The following is a 17,125-nucleotide window of genomic DNA, read 5'->3' as shown; positions in this document are numbered from 1 at the left end:
GGAATCGCGGCGACCCCGGGGCTCCGGAGCCCGCGGCGGCGGATCAGCCGGCCGCGAGCGCCTCGTCCACCAGCCGTCGCGCGTCGGCGTCGGAGGCGTCGAGCCGCCGGGCGAGCTGCGCGTACGCGGCGGCGGATGCCCGGAGCGCCTGTGGCACGTCGTCCCGCGCGGCGACGAACGACCCGGCGCGTCCGCGCGTCTCGATCACGCCGTCGGCCTCGAGCTCCTTGTAGGCCCGCGCGACCGTGTTGACGGCGACGCCCGCCTGCTCGGCGAGCGCCCGCACGGTCGGCAGCCGCGCGCCAGCCGGCAGCTCGCCGTCGACGGCCCGGCGCGCGACCTCGGCGCGGAGCTGCTCGAAGGGAGGGGTCGCGGAGCCCGGGTCGATGCGGTAGCCGGGCGCGGGATCCATGCGCCGAGGCTAGCGAGCCGCGGGCCGCCGACGGGCGCGACATGCACGTCCGTGGCACCGGCTCAACGCTGCTTCTCTCATTTAAGTATTTCTAGCCACAGGGTACGTATTCACTGTATTGTGTGGCATGTGCCCCTAAATGATCCATTCCTTCGCCGTCTCGATGCGCTTCTTATGGCCATCGCTGAAATGGACGGGGTTAGTGCAGAAGGGCAGCGACTGGCGGACGTAGCGGTTCGGCGGGTGAGGCAAGCGGCAGCCACCAGTCCAGATATTCTAGATGGCTCTGACGTGCGAAGTGCGTTCTGGACTGATGTTGAAGATGTCCTCGGGGCCCTGCCCAGCGTTCCGCGCGATAAAGCCGGTGCTTTGCATGACTGGGCGCGCGAGCTAATTCAAAAACTTCTTCAGCACGTTGAGACGTTTATCGATATTGACGACGGAACCCGGGCAGAAAGGCAAATTGCGTTCGAGATTCAGGACTTGCTCACCGGCGACTTACAGGACATTGCTTCCTCAAAAACTTCCGAAGAAATGGAGGAGAGGGCCAAGGTTGCCGTCGAAAGCATCGAGAACACGGCCCGCGTTGTGAAAAGCGCGTCTGGTGAGGTTGGGGGATTAAAGCTCTATTCCTATTTTCAAGCTTATGCAAACGCTCAGCATAAGTCAGCAAATATATTCAGAGGGGCGACTATTGTGCTCATAGTTGCCGCCGGTGTTTCATCCTTCGCGCTGCCTCATCCTACTGTGGCGGAATGGCCGGCACTTGTGGTTCGGTTGACTTCAATTGCGGCGATAGTGGGGCTGGCTGCCTACTGTGGAAGGCAGGCGACTGGCCATCGACGTATTGCCGACTGGGCTCGGGCCCTTGAAGTTCAGCTACAGTCTTTACCTGCTTTCGTGGATGCAATTCAAGGTGATAGTCAACGCGATGCTATCTACGCTGCCTTTGCAGGGCGCATTTTGGGTTCCCCGCCGGATCTAAAAGCTGGCCCGAGCGAAGGTTCAGAGATGCCCCTCGCGCAGATGATCGATTTCTTATCCGCAATGATGCGGAAGGTCTAATTTGCGGAGGCTGTTGAGCTTCCCGCTTCTCAGGCGGATGGCCTGACGATCTAAGTGCGCAGAGGTCTTCGGCGAGGCAGAATGTACCTGCGGCACGCACGGCCGCCGACAGGAGGTCCCGCATGTCCGAGCTCGAGCTGATCACGATGTGGTCGCGCGCCCGCAAGCAGATGATCACGAGCCAGCTCGGCCCCATCTTCCTGCTCACCGCCACGGTGTTCCTGCTGCGCACCGGCCTCGCCGACGCCGACCTCGGCACGCGCCTCGCCGCCGCCCTGATCCTGCTCGCCACCGGCGCCCTCGGCGCCGCCGTGCAGTTCTCCATCAACTCGCAGGCCATCGCGATCGCCCGCGACCTCCGCGAGTCCGGCGCCACCTCGCACGCGGCGCGCACGGTCATCGCCGCCGAGGGCCTCACGAACCTGATCCGCTACGCGATCCCGGCGCTCTTCGTCGTCATCTACGTCGTGATCCTGGTGGCGCTGTTCGCCTGATCGATTCCGTCAAGCCGGCAGCACAGTCGGCAGCCACTGCATGAAGGCGTATGCGCCGGCTGTAAATCCCGCGGTCCAGGTAGGAGCCGAGAGCGCGATCACGAGTGGTCGCTGCGTCAAGCGCGAGAGGAATCTCGACGATTCGGGCGTGGTGGCGCCCTGGCATTTCTTCAGTAGCATCGCCGCGAACGCGATGGCTCCGATGGCTCCTCCGAGCAACGAAGTGATGCTGAGGAGGGTCTCGATGTCCGCCACCCGTCTGGCGATCAACATCGTCACGACGAGGTTGAAGGCCGCTCCGCGACCGATGTAGTCAGCACATGTCGCCCCCAGCCGTTGCCAGTGTGCCCGGTGTCGTTCCTCTTTCAGAGAGCGGATTCCGGCGACGAGAAGGCCCCATCGCGCTGCTTTCAGTCGGCTACGCACGTCGCTCAGGTTCCGGGCATCCTCGAGGTCCTCGCGCGTGCGCTCCCGGAGCACCTGCATGCGGGTCCTCGTCTCCGACGGCGAAGGGCGCCTTGAGGACGCCGCAGGATCCTGGCTGCGGGCGTCGCCGACGGCCTCAGCAGCGATGCCCACTCCAGCGCATACAGAAGTGAGCATCGCCAAGAGAGTGACTTCGTCCTCTGCAGTGAGCGCATTCTTTGCGCGCTTCTGCACGTCGCGCGCCCAGCTCGCATCTGCGCGACGCAGTCCGGCGACGGGGCGGAAGAGGGTGGAGAAGCTGTGCCCGATGATGCCCGCAGCGGATTGCACGAAGGAGATGCCCCTCCCTCCGTTCAACTCGCTGATGCGCTCAGATGCCTGTCGGAGGGCCGCGTTCCTCGATGAGAAAGCACCTGTTCCGACCCACACGAGGAACCCGGCCAATACGGCGCCCTCGAGTACGGCGACCAACAGGAAGGCAACGACGGCTCGATCGGCAACCTCCGCCCAATCCACGCCCACTTCATATCCTTTCGATCATCTCCGCATGAAGCGGATGTCACCACGAACTGCAGACGCGCGGAAGCGAGGACGCGTGTCCAACGACGAGGGGCGTTGCCATGAGCGAGAGGGCACTCTTGTTCCGAGTCGTCGATGGTGGGGACCGGATGCTACATGGCGCACTGGTCCGCGGAGCAGGCGGATCGGCCAGCCCTACTCCAGCGTCCGGTTCACCAGCCGCGAGAGCACGATCGCGCTGCGGGTGTGGTCGACGTTCGGGGCGAGGCGCACCTTCTCGAGCGCGTCCTCGAGGCTCGGGATGTCGCGGGAGCGGATGCGCACGATGGCGTCGGCGTCGCCCGTGACGGTGCCCGCGTCGACGACCTCGGGGACGCCCTGGAGGATCCGGCGCAGCTCGTCGGGCGCGACCGTCCCGCGGCAGAACAGCTCCACGTAGGCCTCGGTGCTGAGGCCGTCGACCGCGGGGTCGACCTGGATCGTGAAGCCGCGGATCACGCCGTCGGCCACCAGTCGGTCTACCCGCCGCTTCACCGCGCTGGCCGAGAGGCCGACGGTGCCGCCGATGTCGCCGTAGCCGGCGCGTCCGTTCTGGCGGAGGAGGTCGATGATCCGGTGGTCGAGGTTGTCCATGCTCCGAGCCTATGGCGGGATCCTGCGTGGGACGGGGGTCGGACGCGCGGAATCCGCGCGGCACCCTCTCGAACGGGCGTGATGCGCCTGCCAGGCTGACGGGAAGGCGTCCCCTCGGGGCTCTGGGACATCGTCCGCCTCCACGACCGCGCCGCGAGGCGCGCCGCACGAAGCAGGAGCACCATGCCCTCCACCCTCTCCCGGCCCGCGGACACCGCATCCGGCCGCACCCCTGTCGCGAAGCGCGTGCTGATGTGCCGGCCCGACCACTTCGACGTGGTCTACAAGATCAACCCCTGGATGGACCCGGCCGTCCCGACCGACACCTCGCTCGCGGTGCGCCAGTGGCAGACCCTGCACGACGCGTACGTGGGCCTCGGCATCCAGGTCGAGCTGATCGACGGCATCGCGGGCCTGCCGGACATGGTCTACGCGGCCAACGGCGGCTTCACGCTCGACGGCATCGCGTACGGCGCCGCGTTCCAGTTTCCCGAGCGCCAGCCCGAGGGCCCCGCGTACATGGACTGGTTCCGCGAGGCGGGCTTCGACGTGCGCGTGCCCGAGCAGGTCAATGAGGGTGAGGGCGACATCCTCCTCGTCGGCGACACGATCCTCGCGGGCACCGGCTTCCGCAGCGACAGCACCAGCCACGCCGAGGTGGCCCGGATCTTCGACCGCGAGGTCGTGACCCTCCGCCTCGTGAACCCGTCGTTCTACCACCTGGACACCGCGATCGCGGTGCTCGACGACAGCAACATCGCCTACCTGCCGAGCGCCTTCGACGCCGCGAGCCTCGACGAGCTCGAGCGCCGCTACCCGGACGCGATCGAGGTCAGCGAGCAGGACGCGTCGATCCTCGGCCTCAACTCCTACAGCGACGGCCTCCACGTCGTGATCGCCGAGAAGGCCGTGGGCTTCGAGGCGTCGCTGCGCGAGCGCGGCTACGAGCCCATCGGCGTCGACCTGTCCGAGCTGCTGCTCGGCGGCGGCGGCGTGAAGTGCTGCACGCTCGAGCTGCGACAGTGACGATCAGGACGGACGAGGACATGACCGACACCATCGACCGCCCCGCCGCCTCCGAGGCCGGCGCCCTGGCCATCCACGCCGAGGAGGCCCACGCCGCGCACAACTACCACCCGCTGCCCGTCGTGGTCGCGTCCGGCCAGGGCGCGTGGGTCACCGACCTCGACGGCCGGCGCCTGCTCGACTGCCTCGCGGCCTACTCGGCCGTGAACTTCGGGCACTCGCACCCGGAGCTCGTGCGGGTCGCGACCGAGCAGCTCGGCCGGATCACGCTCACGAGCCGCGCGTTCCACAACGACAAGCTCGGCCCGTTCGTGACCGCGCTCGCCGAGCTCGCGGGCAAGGACATGGTCCTGCCGATGAACACGGGCGCCGAGGCCGTGGAGTCCGGGATCAAGGTCGCGCGCGCCTGGGGCTACCGGGTGAAGGGCGTGGCCGCGGGCCGCGCGAAGATCATCGTGATGGCCGGCAACTTCCACGGCCGCACCACCACCATCGTGAGCTTCAGCGACGACGAGGAGGCGCGCGCCGACTTCGGGCCGTTCACGCCCGGGTTCGTGACCGTGCCGTACGGCGACGCCGCGGCGCTCGAGGCCGCGATCGACGGGGACACGGTCGCCGTGCTCGTCGAGCCGATCCAGGGCGAGGCCGGCATCGTCGTGCCGCCCGCCACGTTCCTCGCGGACGTGCGGCGGATCTGCACGCGCGAGCGGGTGCTGATGATCGCGGACGAGATCCAGTCGGGCCTCGGCCGCACGGGCGCGACCTTCGAGTGCGACAACGCCGGGGTGGTGCCCGACCTGTACCTCCTCGGCAAGGCGCTCGGCGGCGGCATCGTGCCCGTCTCCGCGGTCGTCGGCGACGCGGACGTGCTGGGCGTCATCCAGCCGGGGCAGCACGGATCCACGTTCGGCGGCAACCCGCTGGCCGCGGCGGTCGGCCACGCGGTGGTCGACATGCTCGCGACCGGCGAGCCGCAGGAGCGCGCGCGTCGGCTCGGCGGCGTGCTGCACGCGCGGCTGGCGGATCTCGTGGGCCACGGCGTGCTCGAGGTGCGCGGTCGCGGGCTGTGGGCCGGCATCGACATCGACCCGGATCTCGCCACGGGCCGCGCGGTCTGCGAGCGGCTCGCCGAGCGCGGCGTGCTCGCCAAGGACACGCACGGCTCCACGATCCGGCTCGCGCCGCCCATCGTGGTGGAGGAGGAGGACCTCGTCTGGGCCGTGGAGCAGCTCGCCGACGTGCTGACGGAGCTCGGGGCGCGCTGATCCGTCGCCCACTCGTCGCGCCCGTCCGCCCGTGAGGGCGGGCGGGCGTCGTCGTCCCGCGCGGCGGTGGGGAGAGCCGGCACCCCGCCGGGGGGCCGGCCGGTACGGTGCAGCCGCCGGCGCGTACGCGTCGGACCCCCTCCTCTCAGAAGGCCGACCATGATGCCGACCGCTCCCTCCTCCCCGTCCGTCCGCGCCCCGCGCCGCCGCATGCGGATGCTCGCCTGCGCGCTGGCCCTCGCGGGCGCCGTCAGCGTCCTCCCGTTCGCCGCGCAGTCCGCGAGCGCCCAGCCGGAAGCGGGCCCGCACTCGGGGCCCTGGAACGGGGTCGACGTCTACATCACGCACAGCAAGCTGTTCGGGATGGCGGTCCGCACCTTCTCCAACGGGCACCAGTACTGCGTCGAGCTGTCCCCGGGGTGGAACGCCGTCCCCATCGAGGCGCCGGTCGCGGGCCGGTCGGGCGCCGAGCTGGCGCCCTCGAAGTCCTGCACCGACTTCGGCGGCACGAACACCTACATCATCCACGTCCGAGCCGGCGAGCGCTGGCACGTCACGAACGACAGCCCCCGCTGCGTGCCGTTCCACGGCGGCCCCGCAGGGCAGTGCACCCCGTACCGGCGCTCGTAGACGGCGAGCCCGATCTCGCGCTCGGCCGCTCGCCGCGGCCGGGCGCGACGGGCGGTGGGGAGAGTGAGCGCGTACGCGGGGCGGCCGCGGATACGGTGCATCGGCCGGTGCGCACGCACCGGATCCCACCCCTTTCCAGAAAGCTCACCACCATGCCCACCGCTCCCTCCTCCCTGTCCCTCCGCGCCCCCCCCGCCGCGGCATGCGGCTGTTCGCCTGCGCGCTGGCCCTCGCGGGCGTCGTCAGCGTCCTGCCCCTCGCCGCCCAGTCGGCGAGCGCCTCCCCGGAGGCGGGCCCGCACACGGCGCCGTGGAACGGCGTCGACGTCTACGTATCGGGAGGCCAGCTCCACGGGATGAACGTCCGGACGTTCTCGCACGGGCACGTGTACTGCGTCCCGCTGTCCCCGGGATGGAACGCCGTCCCCGTCGAGGCGCCGGCCGGGGGCCGGTACGGGGCACAGCTCAATGCCTCGCGGTCCTGCAGCGACATCGGCGGACTGAACACCTACCGGGTCAACGTCCGACCGGGCGAGCACTGGCACGTCACGAACGACTCCCCGCGCTGCGTCACCTACCGTGGTGGCCCGGCCGGGCAGTGCACCCCCTTCGGGCACAGCTAGGAGTCGAGGTCGGCCCCGCCCTCAGGAGGGCGGCCGAGCGGCCGGCGGGCGCGTCGCGATGGCGACGCCCGCCGCGCCGCACACCACCACGATCGCGCCGAGCTGCACCGGCGTGAGCGTCTCGTGCAGCACGATCACGCCGAGGATCGCCGCGACCACCGGGCTGAGGCTCGTGAGCACGGCGAACAGGCGCGGGGTGATGCGGCGGAGGATCACGGTGTCGAGCGAGTAGGGCACCGCGGACGAGAGCAGGCCGATCGCCACGAGCAGGCCGAGGATCCGCCCGTCGAGCGCCGCGACGTCGAGCGTGAGGAGCGCCCACGGCACCAGCACGACGAGGCTCACGACGCTGGCGACCGCGATCCCCTGGAAGCCCGGCAGCCGCTCCGCCACCCGCCGTGTGAAGACGATGTAGGCGGCCCAGGTCACGGCCGCCGTCGCGCCGCAGACCAGGCCGAACGCGTCGATCCGCCCCTCGAGCCCGGTGAGCACGACGACGCCCGCGGCCGCGACGAGCGCGCACGCCGCGTCGAGCAGGCGGCGCGAGGCGAGCAGCGCGATGGACAGCGGCCCGAGGAACTCGATGGTCGCCGCGATGCCGAGGCCCAGGCGGTCGACGGCGGCGTAGTACGACAGGTTCATCAGCGAGAGCGAGAGGCCGAGCAGCACGGCCGGCACGAGCTGTGCGCGCGTCATGCGGTGGATCCGCGGCCGCGCGACCGGCAGCACGAGCGCCGCCATCATCACCTGCCGGGCGGCGACGACGAGCACGGGGCCGACCGCGGGGATCGCGAGGCCGGCGAGCGACGACCCGAGGCTGACGCTCACGATGGTGCCGACCTGGAGCGCGGCGCCCGCGGCGGCGTCCCCGGGGCTCGAGGCGTGCCCTGCGCTCGCCGCGTCCGTCGGGTCCGTCGCGTCCGCCACGTCGGCGACCGCGGCCTCGACGCCGGCCGGGGTGGTGCCGGGCGCGGATCCCGGGTGCGCGCCCGCGGCGTCGGCGGCGTCCCCGGGGCTGGTCACCTCGCGAGCGTACCGATGCGGGGACGGGCGGTCGCGCTACTCGGGTCCGTCTCCCGCCCCGCCGGTCAGCGGCCCGCGGCCCGCTCCCGCGCCGGGGTCCGCCGCTCGAGCGGGAACCGCGCGCCCGGGCGGGCGAGCAGCGTGGACACCGGGGTGCCGGCCGCTCCCGCGGCGTCCGCGAGGATCCGCGGGGCGATGGCCTGGTCCGCGATGTGGCTGACGAGCAGCGTGCCGACCCGGGATCCCGCGGCGACGCGGCCCGCGCCCTGCCCGGTGAGGTGCCCGTGGCCCTCGAGCTCCTGCGGCGTGGCCGAGAGGTAGGTCGCCTCGCAGACGAACAGGTCCGCCTCGTGCGCGGCGGCGCGGAGGCCGGGGCAGTCGGACGTGTCGCTCGAGAAGGCGATCGTCGCGCCGGTATCCGCGTCCTCGAAGCGCAGCGACGCGCTCGGCACCGCGTGGTGCGCGGCGAAGGCGGTGAGGCGGAGGCCCGGCGCGACCTCGAACGGGGTCGGCGTCGCGAGGTCGAGCCCGCGCACGTCGAAGGCCTGCGCGAGGGGGGCCTGCAGCGTCGGCACGGTCGGGATCCCGATGAGCTCGTCGAAGGACTCCACGTAGTCGAGGCTCTCGGCGGGCAGGTGGAGGGGCACGCGGCTCTCGCGCGGCCGCGGGAACTGCAGGCGGAACGCGAGGGCGCCGAGGTCCAGCGCGTGGTCGGCGTGCCGGTGCGTGACGACCACGGCGACCAGGTCGTCGAGGGCGCCGCGCTCGGCCAGCTCGCGCACGATGCCGGGGCCGCAGTCCACGAGCACCGAGCCGTGCGGGCCGCGGAGCAGGTAGCCGCTGGCGGCGGATCCGGCGACGGGCGCGGTGGCCGCGACGCCCAGGATGTCGAGGGTCCAGGTCATGCGCGTCGTCCTCTCGTGCGGGCGCGGTCGCGGCGTCGCGCGTCCGGGCCGGGGGTCGGGGGTGCCGCGTCCGGGGAGGCGGCGGGGGAGGCGTGCACGGTCGTGCCCGATGCGTCGAGGCGCAGGTGCACGGCGTGGCCCGGCAGGCGCGGGGTGGCGCTCGAGACCGTGAGCTCGGTGCCGTCGACCGCGCTGGATCCGTCGCCCACGAGCCGCAGCCGGAGCGACCAGCTGGATCCGCGCGGCTCGACGTCGACGATCACGGCGGCGCGGGATCCGTCGACCGGCCGCTCGTGCAGGCTCGCGCCGTCGACCGGCCGGACCACCGCGAAGCACGCGCCGTCGACCGGGGCCGCGCCGTCCGCGAGGAACGGCGCGAGCGGCATGCGCCAGCCCTCGGCGACGACGAGCTCGCCGTCGGCCGCCATGGCGGGCAGGGCCGCGGCGCCCGCGACGAACTCCGCCACGAACGGATCCAGGGGCCTGCTCCACACCCCGTCGACGGAGTCGCGCTGGACGAGGCGCCCGTCGCGCATCACCGCGACCTCGTCGGCCAGCGCGAGCGCCTCGGCCTGGTCGTGCGTGACGATGATGGTGCAGCAGTCCGCCTCGGCGAGCAGGCGCCGGAGGTCGCGGCGCATGCCGTCGCGCAGCTGCGGGTCGAGCGCGGAGAGCGGCTCGTCGAGCAGGAGCACGCGGGGACGGATCGCGAGGGCGCGGGCGAGCGCGACCCGCTGGCGCTGCCCGCCGGAGAGCTGGGCGGGGGAGCGGTCGGCGTACGCGGTCATGCGGGTGAGCTCGAGCGCGTGGTCCACCCGCTCGTCGCGCTCGGCGCGCGGCACCCTCTGCGCGCGGAGGCCGTACGCCACGTTGTCGCGCACGCTCAGGTGCGGGAACAGCGCGTACGACTGCGGCACGTAGCCGATGCGGCGCCGCTCGGCGCGGAGGCGGGTGGCGTCCTCGCCGTCGAGGTGGAGGGATCCGCTCGACGGGGTGAGGAGGCCCGCGATGAGGCGCAGCAGCGTGGACTTCCCGCAGCCGCTGGGGCCGACGAGCGCGAGCACGCGGCCCGGCGCGACCTCGAGGCTCACGTCGGCGACCGCCTGGGTGGATCCGTAGCGGTGCCCGATCCCCTCCAGCCGCAGCGCGGGGACGGCGGCGGTCGCGGGGACGGCTGGGGCGTCGATGACGGTCATGCGTTCTCCTTCCGGGAGAGGGCGTTGCGCGCCAGCAGGGCGGCGGCGACGGCGGCGGGCACGAGGGCCACGCCGAAGAGCAGGGATCCCGCGGCGCCGAGCTCGAGCCGCTGGGTGGTGAAGGCGGAGTAGAGCGCGAACGGCGCGGTCTGGTTGGCGGGCGGCACCACGAAGAAGCTGAGGTTGAACTCGCCGATGGACAGCGCCGCGGCCATGAGCAGCGCGGCCGCGAGCGGGAGGCGGATCGCCGGCAGCGTGATCGTGACGAGCCGCCGCACGGGTCCCGCGCCGAGGGTCGCGGCCACGCGCTCCGCCTCGACGAGCTCCACCGCCGCGAGCGACGGCACGAGCCCGGCCACCAGGAACGGCAGCGCGATGAGGAGCTGGCCCACCACGAGGAGGGTGCCGCTGGAGCGGAGCGCGGGATCCGACGCCGCGAGGGCGAGGCCGAGCGCGACGCCCGGCACCGCGAGCGGGAGCATCGTGATCTGCCGCACGGCCGACCCGCCCGGCACCAGCCGGCGGGCGAGCGCGTGGCAGAGCGGCAGCACGACGACGAGCGCGAGCACCAGCACGACCGCGGTCACGGCGAGCGTCGGGCCGACGCGCGGGCGCAGCAGCTCCCACGCCATCGCGTACCAGTCCGCGGTGATCCCGCCGACGAGCGGCCCGCGGGAGGCGTCGGGCGACACGGAGACGGCGAGGGTGCCGAGGATCGGGACGAGCACGAACGCGACGCACAGCGCGAGGGCGGCGGGGCCGACGCGATCGCGGTGCCCGGGCCGGCGGCTCATCGGATGCCCCGGCCTGCGGCGAGGGGCGCCGCGGCGGGGTCGGGGGCAGCAGCGGCCGCGGGTGCGGCGTGCGCGGGCGGCACGGCGACCGGCGCGACCGATGCGACCAGCGCATCCGACGCCCCGCCCGAGCGGGCCCCCCGCCCGTCGACGATCCGCGCCCCGACCGCGCACAGCACGAGCGACAGCACCGCGAGCAGCGCGAGCACCACGGAGAGCGCGGCCGCGAGGCCCTGGTCGCCCTGGTTGTAGAGGGCGTCGGCCACATCCAGCGGCAGCACGCGGATCCCCTCGGACAGCGTCGCGGCCGTCCCGTACGCCCCGAGCGAGGTCGCCATGCAGACGCCGGCCGCCGCGAGCAGCGGGCCGCGCAGCAGCGGCATTGTCACCGACCACGCGACGCGGGCGGGGAACGCGCCGAGCGACGCGGCGACGGCGGTGAGCTCGGGGTCGAGCCCGGACGCGGCGCCGCGCAGCGTGCCGATCACGCGCGGGATGCAGAAGTAGACGTACGCCGCCGCGAGCCCGCCGGCCGTGTAGGCCCAGCGCCCGCCGGGATCGCCCGTGACGGCCTCGATCGCCTGCGAGAGCAGCCCGTTGCGGCCGAGCATGACGATCACGAAGAAGCCGATGACGATGCCCGGGAACGCGAGCGGGAAGACGAGCACGGCGTCCACCAGCGCGGACGTGCGCGGCCCGGAGCGGGCGAGCGTGATGGCGGCGGGCGTGCAGATGGCGAGCGTCACGAGCGTGACGCCCGCGGACAGCAGCACCGTGGTGACGAGGGAGGCGCGGAGCCGGTCGTCGGCCACGAGCGCCGCGTAGTTGTCGAGCGTGAGCCCGCCCTCGCGCACGCCGAGGACCGTGCGGTGCAGCGAGTCGATCACGAGACCCGCGAGGGGCCGCAGCAGGAACCAGACGAGGAGCGCGAGGGCGGGGAGGGCGACGACGAGGCCGCCCCAGCCGACCCGGAGGGGGCGCGTGGGCACGGTCTAGCGGACCTCGGCCTGGTAGCGCGTGACGAAGGCCGCCTGCGCGTCGGCGAGGGCGGCGTAGTCGACGACCTGGGCGCGCGCGAAGTCCTCCGCGCTCTCGACCTTGTCGGCGATCTCCGCGGGAACCTCGCCCGAGATCGGGCGCACGTAGCCGCCCGCGAGCGTCGACTGGCCCTCCGCGGAGAGCAGGTAGTCGAGCCACTCCTTCCCGAGCTCCGGGTGCGGGGCGTCCTTCACGAGCGCCGCGACGTAGGGCACCTGGAGGGAGCCCTCGGCGGGGATCACGACGTCGAGCGGGGCGCCGTCGTTGTACTTCGCCGCGTAGCCGTTGAAGTCGGCGTCGATGAGGATCGGGATCTCGCCCTGCACGACCTTGGCCGTGGCGGTCTGCGCGGGCGTGACCGCGCCGTTCGCCTTGAGCTGCTTCAGGTAGTCGATGCCGGGGCCGAAGTCGTCGATCGTCCCGCCCATCGCGAGGTTCACGGCGGCGGCGACCGAGTAGCCGACGGCGGCCTGCGACGGATCGAGGTAGCCGGTCATCCCCTTGTACTCGGGCTTCAGCAGATCCGCCCAGCTGGTGGGGCAGGGGAGGCCGTGGAGCGCCTCGTTGTTGCAGATGAAGGCGATGGCGCCCGTGTGCACGGCGAACCAGCGGCCCTCGGGGTCCTTGAGGCCGTCGGGGATCGCGTCGAAGCCGGCCGGCTCGTAGGGCTCGGTGACGCCGGCCGCGACGGCCTTCGGCCCGAAGGCTATGCCGAGGTAGACGGCGTCGGCCTGGGGTGCGGCCTGCTCGGCGACGAGCGCGGCGAGCGCCTGGCCGGAGTTCTTGGTGTCGCTGGGCGCGGCGACCGACTGCTCGGAGCCGAACTGCGTGAGCAGCGCGCCGAAGTTCGCGAAGGAGGTGGGGGAGTTGTAGGTGATGAGCGTGCCGGCCGAGGTGTCGCCGGAGCCCGCCGCGGCGGTGGATCCGGTGCCGGTGCTGGCCGAGGTGCAGCCGGCCAGGGTGAGCGCGGCGACGGCGGCGATGGCCGTGGCGGCGACGCGGGTGCGGAGCAGGGACATGCGGGTGGGCCTTTCGTCGGGGATGACTAAAACGTTAAAGTCGAGGAGCGGCCCGCTCCGGTCCGCCACGTGAACGCCGCCTTAACGCCGGCGGTCGAACCGGTCCTCGGCCCGGCCCCGGCCGGCGCGCGGGCCCCCAGGCGCTAGGAATGACGGATGACCCGAGACCCCGCCCCGCGCCGCCGGGTCTCGCTCACCGACGTGGCCCGCGAGGCCGGCGTCTCGGCGACCGCGGCGAGCTTCGCGCTCAACGGCCGGTCGGGCGTCGGCGAGGTCGTGCGGGCGCGCGTCAAGGAGGCCGCCGCGCGCCTCGGCTACGTTCCGTCCACCTCCGCGGTCGCGCTGCGCACCGGCCGCTCGGGCGCGGTCGGCCTCCTCATCCGCAACATGCGGAACCCCTTCTTCCTCGACGTGATCGACGGCTTCGACGCCACATGCGCGGCGGCCGGTCTCGGCGTCGTCATCGGATCCGCCGACTACTCGCCCGCGCGCGAGGCCGAGCTCGTCGCGACCTTCGCGGCGCGCGGGGTGGACGGGCTCGCGCTCGCGCCCATCGGCGGGGGGAGCGCGGCGGCCGACTGGGACGGATCCACCGGCAAGCCCGTCGTGCTCATCAACGGCGCGCGCCACGCGACCGGGATCGACGCGAGCCGCGTGCACGTCGACGGCGAGGCGGCGGTCGCGCAGGCCATGGCGCACCTGGCCGGCCTCGGGCACCGGCGCATCGCCATCGTCGCGGCGCCCCGCGACCGCAGCGCCGACGACGAGCGCGTGGCGGCCTTCCACCGGATCTGCGCCGAGCGCGGTCTCGCTCCGCGCGTCATCGAGACGGCCATGCAGCACGACGCCGCCGTGCAAGCGCTCACCCGCACGCTCGCCGAGCCCGCCGCCACGCGCCCCACGGCGATCGTGACGAGCAGCGACTACCTCGCGACCGCCGTCTACTCGGCCGCCGAGACGGCCGGCCTCCGCATCGGGGTCGATGTCAGCGTCGTCGGCCACGACGACCTCGGCACCAGCCGCTTCCTCGCGCCGGCGCTCACCACGATCGCCGTCGACCGGGCCGCGCTCGGCGCCGCGGCCGCGCGCCGGCTCATCGAGCGGCTCGACGGCGGCGATGCCGGCACCACGGTCGTGTCGACGTCGCTCGTCGCCCGCGCCTCGACGGGACCGGCGCCCGCCGGCGGATCCGCCTAGCGGGGCAGCGCGTCCCCGTCGGCGTCGAGGTGGTCGCGCCAGCTCCGCTTCGGCTCCCAGCCGAGCAGGCGGCGGGCCTTCGCGGTCGAGATGCCCGAGGAGTCCACGCGCTCGAGCGACCGCAGCTCGATGGCGTCGCCGTAGTGGCGGCGCAGCTCCGCGGCGAAGTCGTGACCGCCCGCGTTGTCGGCCGCCGCGATGTAGAACACCTCGTGGCCCGGCAGGTCGGACGCGACGGACAGCACGATCGCGTCCGCCAGGTCGTCCGCGTCGATGTAGCTCCACAGGTTCGCCGTGAGCACGGACGCGTCGCGCACCTGCTTCCCGAGGTTCGACGCGTAGTTGTCCTCGTTGTGCACGGTGCTCGGGCGGAGCGAGATCACGCGGATGTCGGACCGGCGCACGGCCGCGTCCATCAGCTGCTCGCCGAACGCCTTCGAGAGCGCGTACGGATCCTGCGGGTGCAGCGGGTGGTCCTCGTCGACGGGCGCGTAGTCCGGCAGGAACGGCCGCTCGGGGAAGAAGTTGCCCACGATGCTCTCGCTCGAGATGTTGACGAAGCGCGGCACCCCGAAGCGCACGGCGGCCTCGATGAGGTGGAACGTCGACATGAGGTTCGTCTGCAGCACCACGTGGGCGGGGTGCCCGGTGGGCTGCGGGATCGCGGCGACGTGCACGACGGCGTCCATGCCGGCGACGAGCGCGAACGCGGATCCCTGGTCGGTGAGGTCGGCCATCACGTAGCGGCCGGGGACCACGACGCCCGCGTCGAAGACGGGCCGCACGAGGTCGACGCCCGTCACGTCGTGCCCGGCGGCGACGAGCGCCTCGACGGCGGCGCGGCCGACCTTGCCGCGGGATCCGGTGACGAGGACCTTCACGCGCCGACCCCCGCCTGGCCCTCGGGCGCCTTCATCACGACGGGCACGAACGGGTCGTCCTCGAGCCGCTCGGCGAACCAGGCCTCGTCGACGTAGCCCTCCGACCACAGCTTCAGCGGGGTCGCGACGGTGGGCGTGAACAGCTCCCACCGGGTCCAGAGGCGCGCCTCCTCGGTCATCATGCGGCCGACCGCGCGGGTCCAGCGGACGACGACGTGGTCGGCGGGCAGCAGGCGCTCGAACGCGGCCTGCGCCTCGGCCAGGCGGGCGGACCGGGTGCCGTCGCCCGAGACCTGCTCGGCGCTGAGCGCGAGGACCAGGGTCCAGGTCGTGCTCTGCAGCTCGGTGTCGCGCGGCGCGGTGACGTCGGGGTCCGCTCCGGCTCCGGCTCCGGGCGATGCGGGGGTGGTGTCGTGGCTCATGCGGCGTCGCGCTCCTCGTGTCGATCGAGTCTGCCACGCGGGGTCGCCGGTGTCCGGAGCGCGGAGGTGCACCCGCCTCGCCGGACCGCGTCCCCTCCCGTGCCGCGAAGTGGATTTCCTCAACTGCGGAAACGAAAGTGGATGATGGTGTTCCTGCGTATTTCGGTTACCGTCGAAAGAACCGCGCTCCACCGACACCGACGAGGCCCGCCATCTCCCGCATCGCCCGCCCCTCCCGCCGCGCCGCATCGCGCCCGCGGGCCCGCACCGCGCCGCGCATCCGGACGGCCGCCGTGCTCGCCGCGAGCGGCCTGCTGATCGGCCTCGGCGTGCCGTCGGCGCAGGCGGCGGAGGAGTACCCCACCTGGTCCGAGGTGCAGGCCGCGCGCTCGAGCGAGCAGGGCACCGCCGACCAGGTCACGCGCATCACCTCCCTCATCTCCGGCCTCGCCGGCGAGGTCGAGGCCGCCACCGCCCTCGCCCTGCAGCGCGCCGACGAGCACGCGGCCGCGGTCGACGCGCTCGACGAGGCGACCGGGAAGGCGCAGGCGCTCGAGACAAAGGCCGACAAGGCCCGGACGGAGGCCGACGACGCCAAGCGCCAGGTCGGCCAGCTCGTCGCGCAGCTCGCGCGGCGCGGCGGCGGCGACGTCTCCCTCCGCCTCTTCGCGAGCGGCGAGGACGCCGACGCGCTCCTCGCCCGCATGGGCACCGCCACGAAGCTCGCCGACCGGCAGGACACCGCGTTCACGAACGCGGTCACCGCGGCGCGCACCGCTGAGTCGCTCGGCAAGCAGGCCGCCGTCGCGAAGGACGCCCTCGCGGCGCTCGCCGCCGACGCGGAGGCGAAGCTGCAGGAGGCGTCCGCGGCCCAGGCCCGGGCGGATCAGGCGCTCGCCGAGCAGGAGGCCCGCAGCTCCGAGCTCCAGGCCCAGCTCACGACGCTCCGCGACTCGCGCATCTCGGTCGAGGAGGGCTTCGCGATCGGCGAGCGGAAGCGCCAGGAGGAGGCCGCCGCCGAGGCGCGCCGCCAGGCCGAGGCCCGTGCCGCGGCCGCAGCCGCTGCCGCCGCGGCGAACGCCGCCGCGCGACCGCCGGCCAACGCACCCCGTCCGCCGTCGGCCGGCGGCGCGCCCTCGGCCTCCGGCTGGACCATGCCCATCCGCAGCTACGGCTCCTACCAGTCCTTCGGGATGCGCCTGCATCCCATCGCCAAGGTCTGGCGCCTGCACGCGGGCGACGACTTCGGCGCGGGTTGCGGCACGCCCATCTACGCGACGGCGGCCGGCACGGTGCAGTTCGCGGGCGGATCCAGCGGGTTCGGCAACGCGATCACCCTGAACCACGGCGGCGGCGTCACCAGCGTCTACGGCCACATGTACTCCTACGGCGTCATGGTGCGCACGGGCCAGACCGTGCAGGCGGGCCAGCAGATCGGCGCGGTCGGGAACGACGGCTACAGCACCGGATGCCACCTCCACTTCGAGATCCGCCAGGGCGGAGTGGCCACGTCCCCCATGCCCTTCCTGCGCGGGCGCGGCGTCTGACCCGGGGGAGT

19 protein-coding genes are annotated in these 17,125 nt (G+C 73.0%); 8 read left to right on the top strand and 11 right to left on the bottom strand.

Annotated elements, in window-relative coordinates:
* Positions 1–43 precede the first annotated feature (43 nt).
* Positions 44–412 carry a GntR family transcriptional regulator gene (locus tag AWH51_RS12445; protein WP_063072384.1) on the bottom strand — a complete coding sequence of 123 codons (369 nt, stop codon included), beginning with the start codon at positions 410–412 and terminating at the stop codon, positions 44–46.
* Between the two features lie 174 nt (positions 413–586).
* Between AWH51_RS12445 and AWH51_RS16085 the strand changes: the two genes are divergently transcribed.
* Together AWH51_RS16085 and AWH51_RS12440 are read left to right on the top strand one after the other, a co-directional pair.
* Entirely contained in the window at positions 587–1,477 is an 891-nt protein-coding gene (locus tag AWH51_RS16085; protein WP_131798139.1) for a hypothetical protein, read from the top strand.
* A 122-nt stretch (positions 1,478–1,599) separates the two neighbouring features.
* A complete protein-coding gene (locus tag AWH51_RS12440) occupies positions 1,600–1,971 on the top strand; it encodes a hypothetical protein (RefSeq protein ID WP_063072383.1) in 372 nt (123 codons plus the stop codon).
* Between the two features lie 9 nt (positions 1,972–1,980).
* Here AWH51_RS12440 and AWH51_RS12435 read toward each other — a convergent pair whose 3' ends face one another.
* On the bottom strand, positions 1,981–2,919 hold the full coding sequence (locus tag AWH51_RS12435; RefSeq protein ID WP_063072382.1) for a hypothetical protein: 939 nt from the start codon (positions 2,917–2,919) through the stop codon (positions 1,981–1,983).
* Positions 2,920–3,111: 192 nt separating this feature from the next.
* Complete coding sequence (locus tag AWH51_RS12430) at positions 3,112–3,549, bottom strand: Lrp/AsnC family transcriptional regulator (RefSeq protein ID WP_011931848.1); 438 nt, start codon at positions 3,547–3,549, stop codon at positions 3,112–3,114.
* A 183-nt stretch (positions 3,550–3,732) separates the two neighbouring features.
* Here AWH51_RS12430 and ddaH point away from each other — a divergent pair, with 183 nt between their 5' ends.
* The 4 genes from ddaH to AWH51_RS12410 all read left to right on the top strand — a co-directional run bounded on the left by ddaH (position 3,733) and on the right by AWH51_RS12410 (position 7,092).
* On the top strand, positions 3,733–4,575 hold the full coding sequence (ddaH, locus tag AWH51_RS12425) for a dimethylargininase (RefSeq protein ID WP_063072381.1): 843 nt from the start codon (positions 3,733–3,735) through the stop codon (positions 4,573–4,575).
* A gap of 20 nt (positions 4,576–4,595) precedes the next feature.
* Positions 4,596–5,840, top strand: coding sequence for an ornithine--oxo-acid transaminase (gene rocD / locus AWH51_RS12420; protein ID WP_063072448.1), 1,245 nt, complete (start codon positions 4,596–4,598; stop codon positions 5,838–5,840).
* A 159-nt stretch (positions 5,841–5,999) separates the two neighbouring features.
* Positions 6,000–6,470, top strand: a complete 471-nt coding sequence (locus tag AWH51_RS12415) for a hypothetical protein (RefSeq protein WP_063072380.1) — start codon at positions 6,000–6,002, stop codon at positions 6,468–6,470.
* Between the two features lie 202 nt (positions 6,471–6,672).
* Positions 6,673–7,092 (top strand): hypothetical protein, encoded by a 420-nt coding sequence (locus AWH51_RS12410; protein ID WP_063072379.1) that lies wholly within the window; start codon positions 6,673–6,675, stop codon positions 7,090–7,092.
* Positions 7,093–7,113: 21 nt separating this feature from the next.
* Here the strand turns inward: AWH51_RS12410 and AWH51_RS12405 are convergent, their stop codons facing one another.
* The 6 genes from AWH51_RS12405 to AWH51_RS12380 form a co-directional block, all read right to left on the bottom strand.
* A complete protein-coding gene (locus tag AWH51_RS12405) occupies positions 7,114–8,115 on the bottom strand; it encodes an EamA family transporter (RefSeq protein WP_175345524.1) in 1,002 nt (333 codons plus the stop codon).
* Between the two features lie 65 nt (positions 8,116–8,180).
* Positions 8,181–9,020 (bottom strand): MBL fold metallo-hydrolase, encoded by an 840-nt coding sequence (locus tag AWH51_RS12400; RefSeq protein WP_063072378.1) that lies wholly within the window; start codon positions 9,018–9,020, stop codon positions 8,181–8,183.
* Positions 9,017–10,216 carry an ABC transporter ATP-binding protein gene (locus AWH51_RS12395; RefSeq protein WP_063072377.1) on the bottom strand — a complete coding sequence of 400 codons (1,200 nt, stop codon included), beginning with the start codon at positions 10,214–10,216 and terminating at the stop codon, positions 9,017–9,019. Before AWH51_RS12395 ends, AWH51_RS12400 begins: the two co-directional genes overlap by 4 nt.
* Complete coding sequence (locus AWH51_RS16330) at positions 10,213–11,010, bottom strand: ABC transporter permease (RefSeq protein ID WP_063072376.1); 798 nt, start codon at positions 11,008–11,010, stop codon at positions 10,213–10,215. The genes AWH51_RS12395 and AWH51_RS16330 overlap by 4 nt, the downstream gene beginning before the upstream one ends.
* Positions 11,007–11,999 (bottom strand): ABC transporter permease, encoded by a 993-nt coding sequence (locus AWH51_RS12385; protein WP_063072375.1) that lies wholly within the window; start codon positions 11,997–11,999, stop codon positions 11,007–11,009. The genes AWH51_RS16330 and AWH51_RS12385 overlap by 4 nt, the downstream gene beginning before the upstream one ends.
* 3 nt (positions 12,000–12,002) lie before the next feature.
* The gene (locus tag AWH51_RS12380; protein WP_063072374.1) at positions 12,003–13,067 is read right to left on the bottom strand and encodes an extracellular solute-binding protein; all 1,065 of its coding nucleotides are present in this window, start codon (positions 13,065–13,067) and stop codon (positions 12,003–12,005) included.
* Between the two features lie 156 nt (positions 13,068–13,223).
* Between AWH51_RS12380 and AWH51_RS12375 the strand changes: the two genes are divergently transcribed.
* Positions 13,224–14,264, top strand: a complete 1,041-nt coding sequence (locus AWH51_RS12375; RefSeq protein ID WP_063072373.1) for a LacI family DNA-binding transcriptional regulator — start codon at positions 13,224–13,226, stop codon at positions 14,262–14,264.
* Here AWH51_RS12375 and AWH51_RS12370 read toward each other — a convergent pair.
* Positions 14,261–15,145: an NAD-dependent epimerase/dehydratase family protein gene (locus tag AWH51_RS12370; protein ID WP_063072372.1), complete on the bottom strand. Its 885-nt coding sequence runs from the start codon at positions 15,143–15,145 to the stop codon at positions 14,261–14,263. The two genes, AWH51_RS12375 and AWH51_RS12370, sit on opposite strands and share 4 nt — an antisense overlap.
* Positions 15,142–15,567 (bottom strand): hypothetical protein, encoded by a 426-nt coding sequence (locus AWH51_RS16325; RefSeq protein WP_063072371.1) that lies wholly within the window; start codon positions 15,565–15,567, stop codon positions 15,142–15,144. Before AWH51_RS16325 ends, AWH51_RS12370 begins: the two co-directional genes overlap by 4 nt.
* Positions 15,568–15,860: 293 nt before the next feature.
* On the opposite strand from AWH51_RS16325, the gene AWH51_RS12360 reads away from it, so the two are divergent.
* The gene (locus AWH51_RS12360) at positions 15,861–17,114 is read left to right on the top strand and encodes a M23 family metallopeptidase (RefSeq protein ID WP_063072370.1); all 1,254 of its coding nucleotides are present in this window, start codon (positions 15,861–15,863) and stop codon (positions 17,112–17,114) included.
* The last annotated feature ends 11 nt before the right edge of the window (positions 17,115–17,125 follow it).

This window comes from Clavibacter tessellarius (assembly GCF_001618005.1).
GTDB lineage: Bacteria > Actinomycetota > Actinomycetes > Actinomycetales > Microbacteriaceae > Clavibacter > Clavibacter tessellarius_A.
Note: the sequence above shows the minus strand (reverse complement) of the source record. Positions and strands in the feature narration are given on the sequence as shown.

Bases quoted from the DNA above. Each gene is read 5' to 3' on its own strand.
- AWH51_RS12445 (WP_063072384.1), bottom strand. From the start codon at position 412: ATGGATCCCGCGCCCGGCTACCGCATCGACCCGGGCTCCGCGACCCCT.
- AWH51_RS16085 (WP_131798139.1), top strand. From the start codon at position 587: ATGGCCATCGCTGAAATGGACGGGGTTAGTGCAGAAGGGCAGCGACTG.
- AWH51_RS12440 (WP_063072383.1), top strand. From the start codon at position 1,600: ATGTCCGAGCTCGAGCTGATCACGATGTGGTCGCGCGCCCGCAAGCAG.
- AWH51_RS12430 (WP_011931848.1), bottom strand. From the start codon at position 3,549: ATGGACAACCTCGACCACCGGATCATCGACCTCCTCCGCCAGAACGGA.
- ddaH (WP_063072381.1), top strand. From the start codon at position 3,733: ATGCCCTCCACCCTCTCCCGGCCCGCGGACACCGCATCCGGCCGCACC.
- rocD (WP_063072448.1), top strand. From the start codon at position 4,596: ATGACCGACACCATCGACCGCCCCGCCGCCTCCGAGGCCGGCGCCCTG.
- AWH51_RS12415 (WP_063072380.1), top strand. From the start codon at position 6,000: ATGATGCCGACCGCTCCCTCCTCCCCGTCCGTCCGCGCCCCGCGCCGC.
- AWH51_RS12410 (WP_063072379.1), top strand. From the start codon at position 6,673: ATGCGGCTGTTCGCCTGCGCGCTGGCCCTCGCGGGCGTCGTCAGCGTC.
- AWH51_RS12400 (WP_063072378.1), bottom strand. From the start codon at position 9,020: ATGACCTGGACCCTCGACATCCTGGGCGTCGCGGCCACCGCGCCCGTC.
- AWH51_RS12395 (WP_063072377.1), bottom strand. From the start codon at position 10,216: ATGACCGTCATCGACGCCCCAGCCGTCCCCGCGACCGCCGCCGTCCCC.
- AWH51_RS16330 (WP_063072376.1), bottom strand. From the start codon at position 11,010: ATGAGCCGCCGGCCCGGGCACCGCGATCGCGTCGGCCCCGCCGCCCTC.
- AWH51_RS12380 (WP_063072374.1), bottom strand. From the start codon at position 13,067: ATGTCCCTGCTCCGCACCCGCGTCGCCGCCACGGCCATCGCCGCCGTC.
- AWH51_RS12375 (WP_063072373.1), top strand. From the start codon at position 13,224: ATGACCCGAGACCCCGCCCCGCGCCGCCGGGTCTCGCTCACCGACGTG.
- AWH51_RS16325 (WP_063072371.1), bottom strand. From the start codon at position 15,567: ATGAGCCACGACACCACCCCCGCATCGCCCGGAGCCGGAGCCGGAGCG.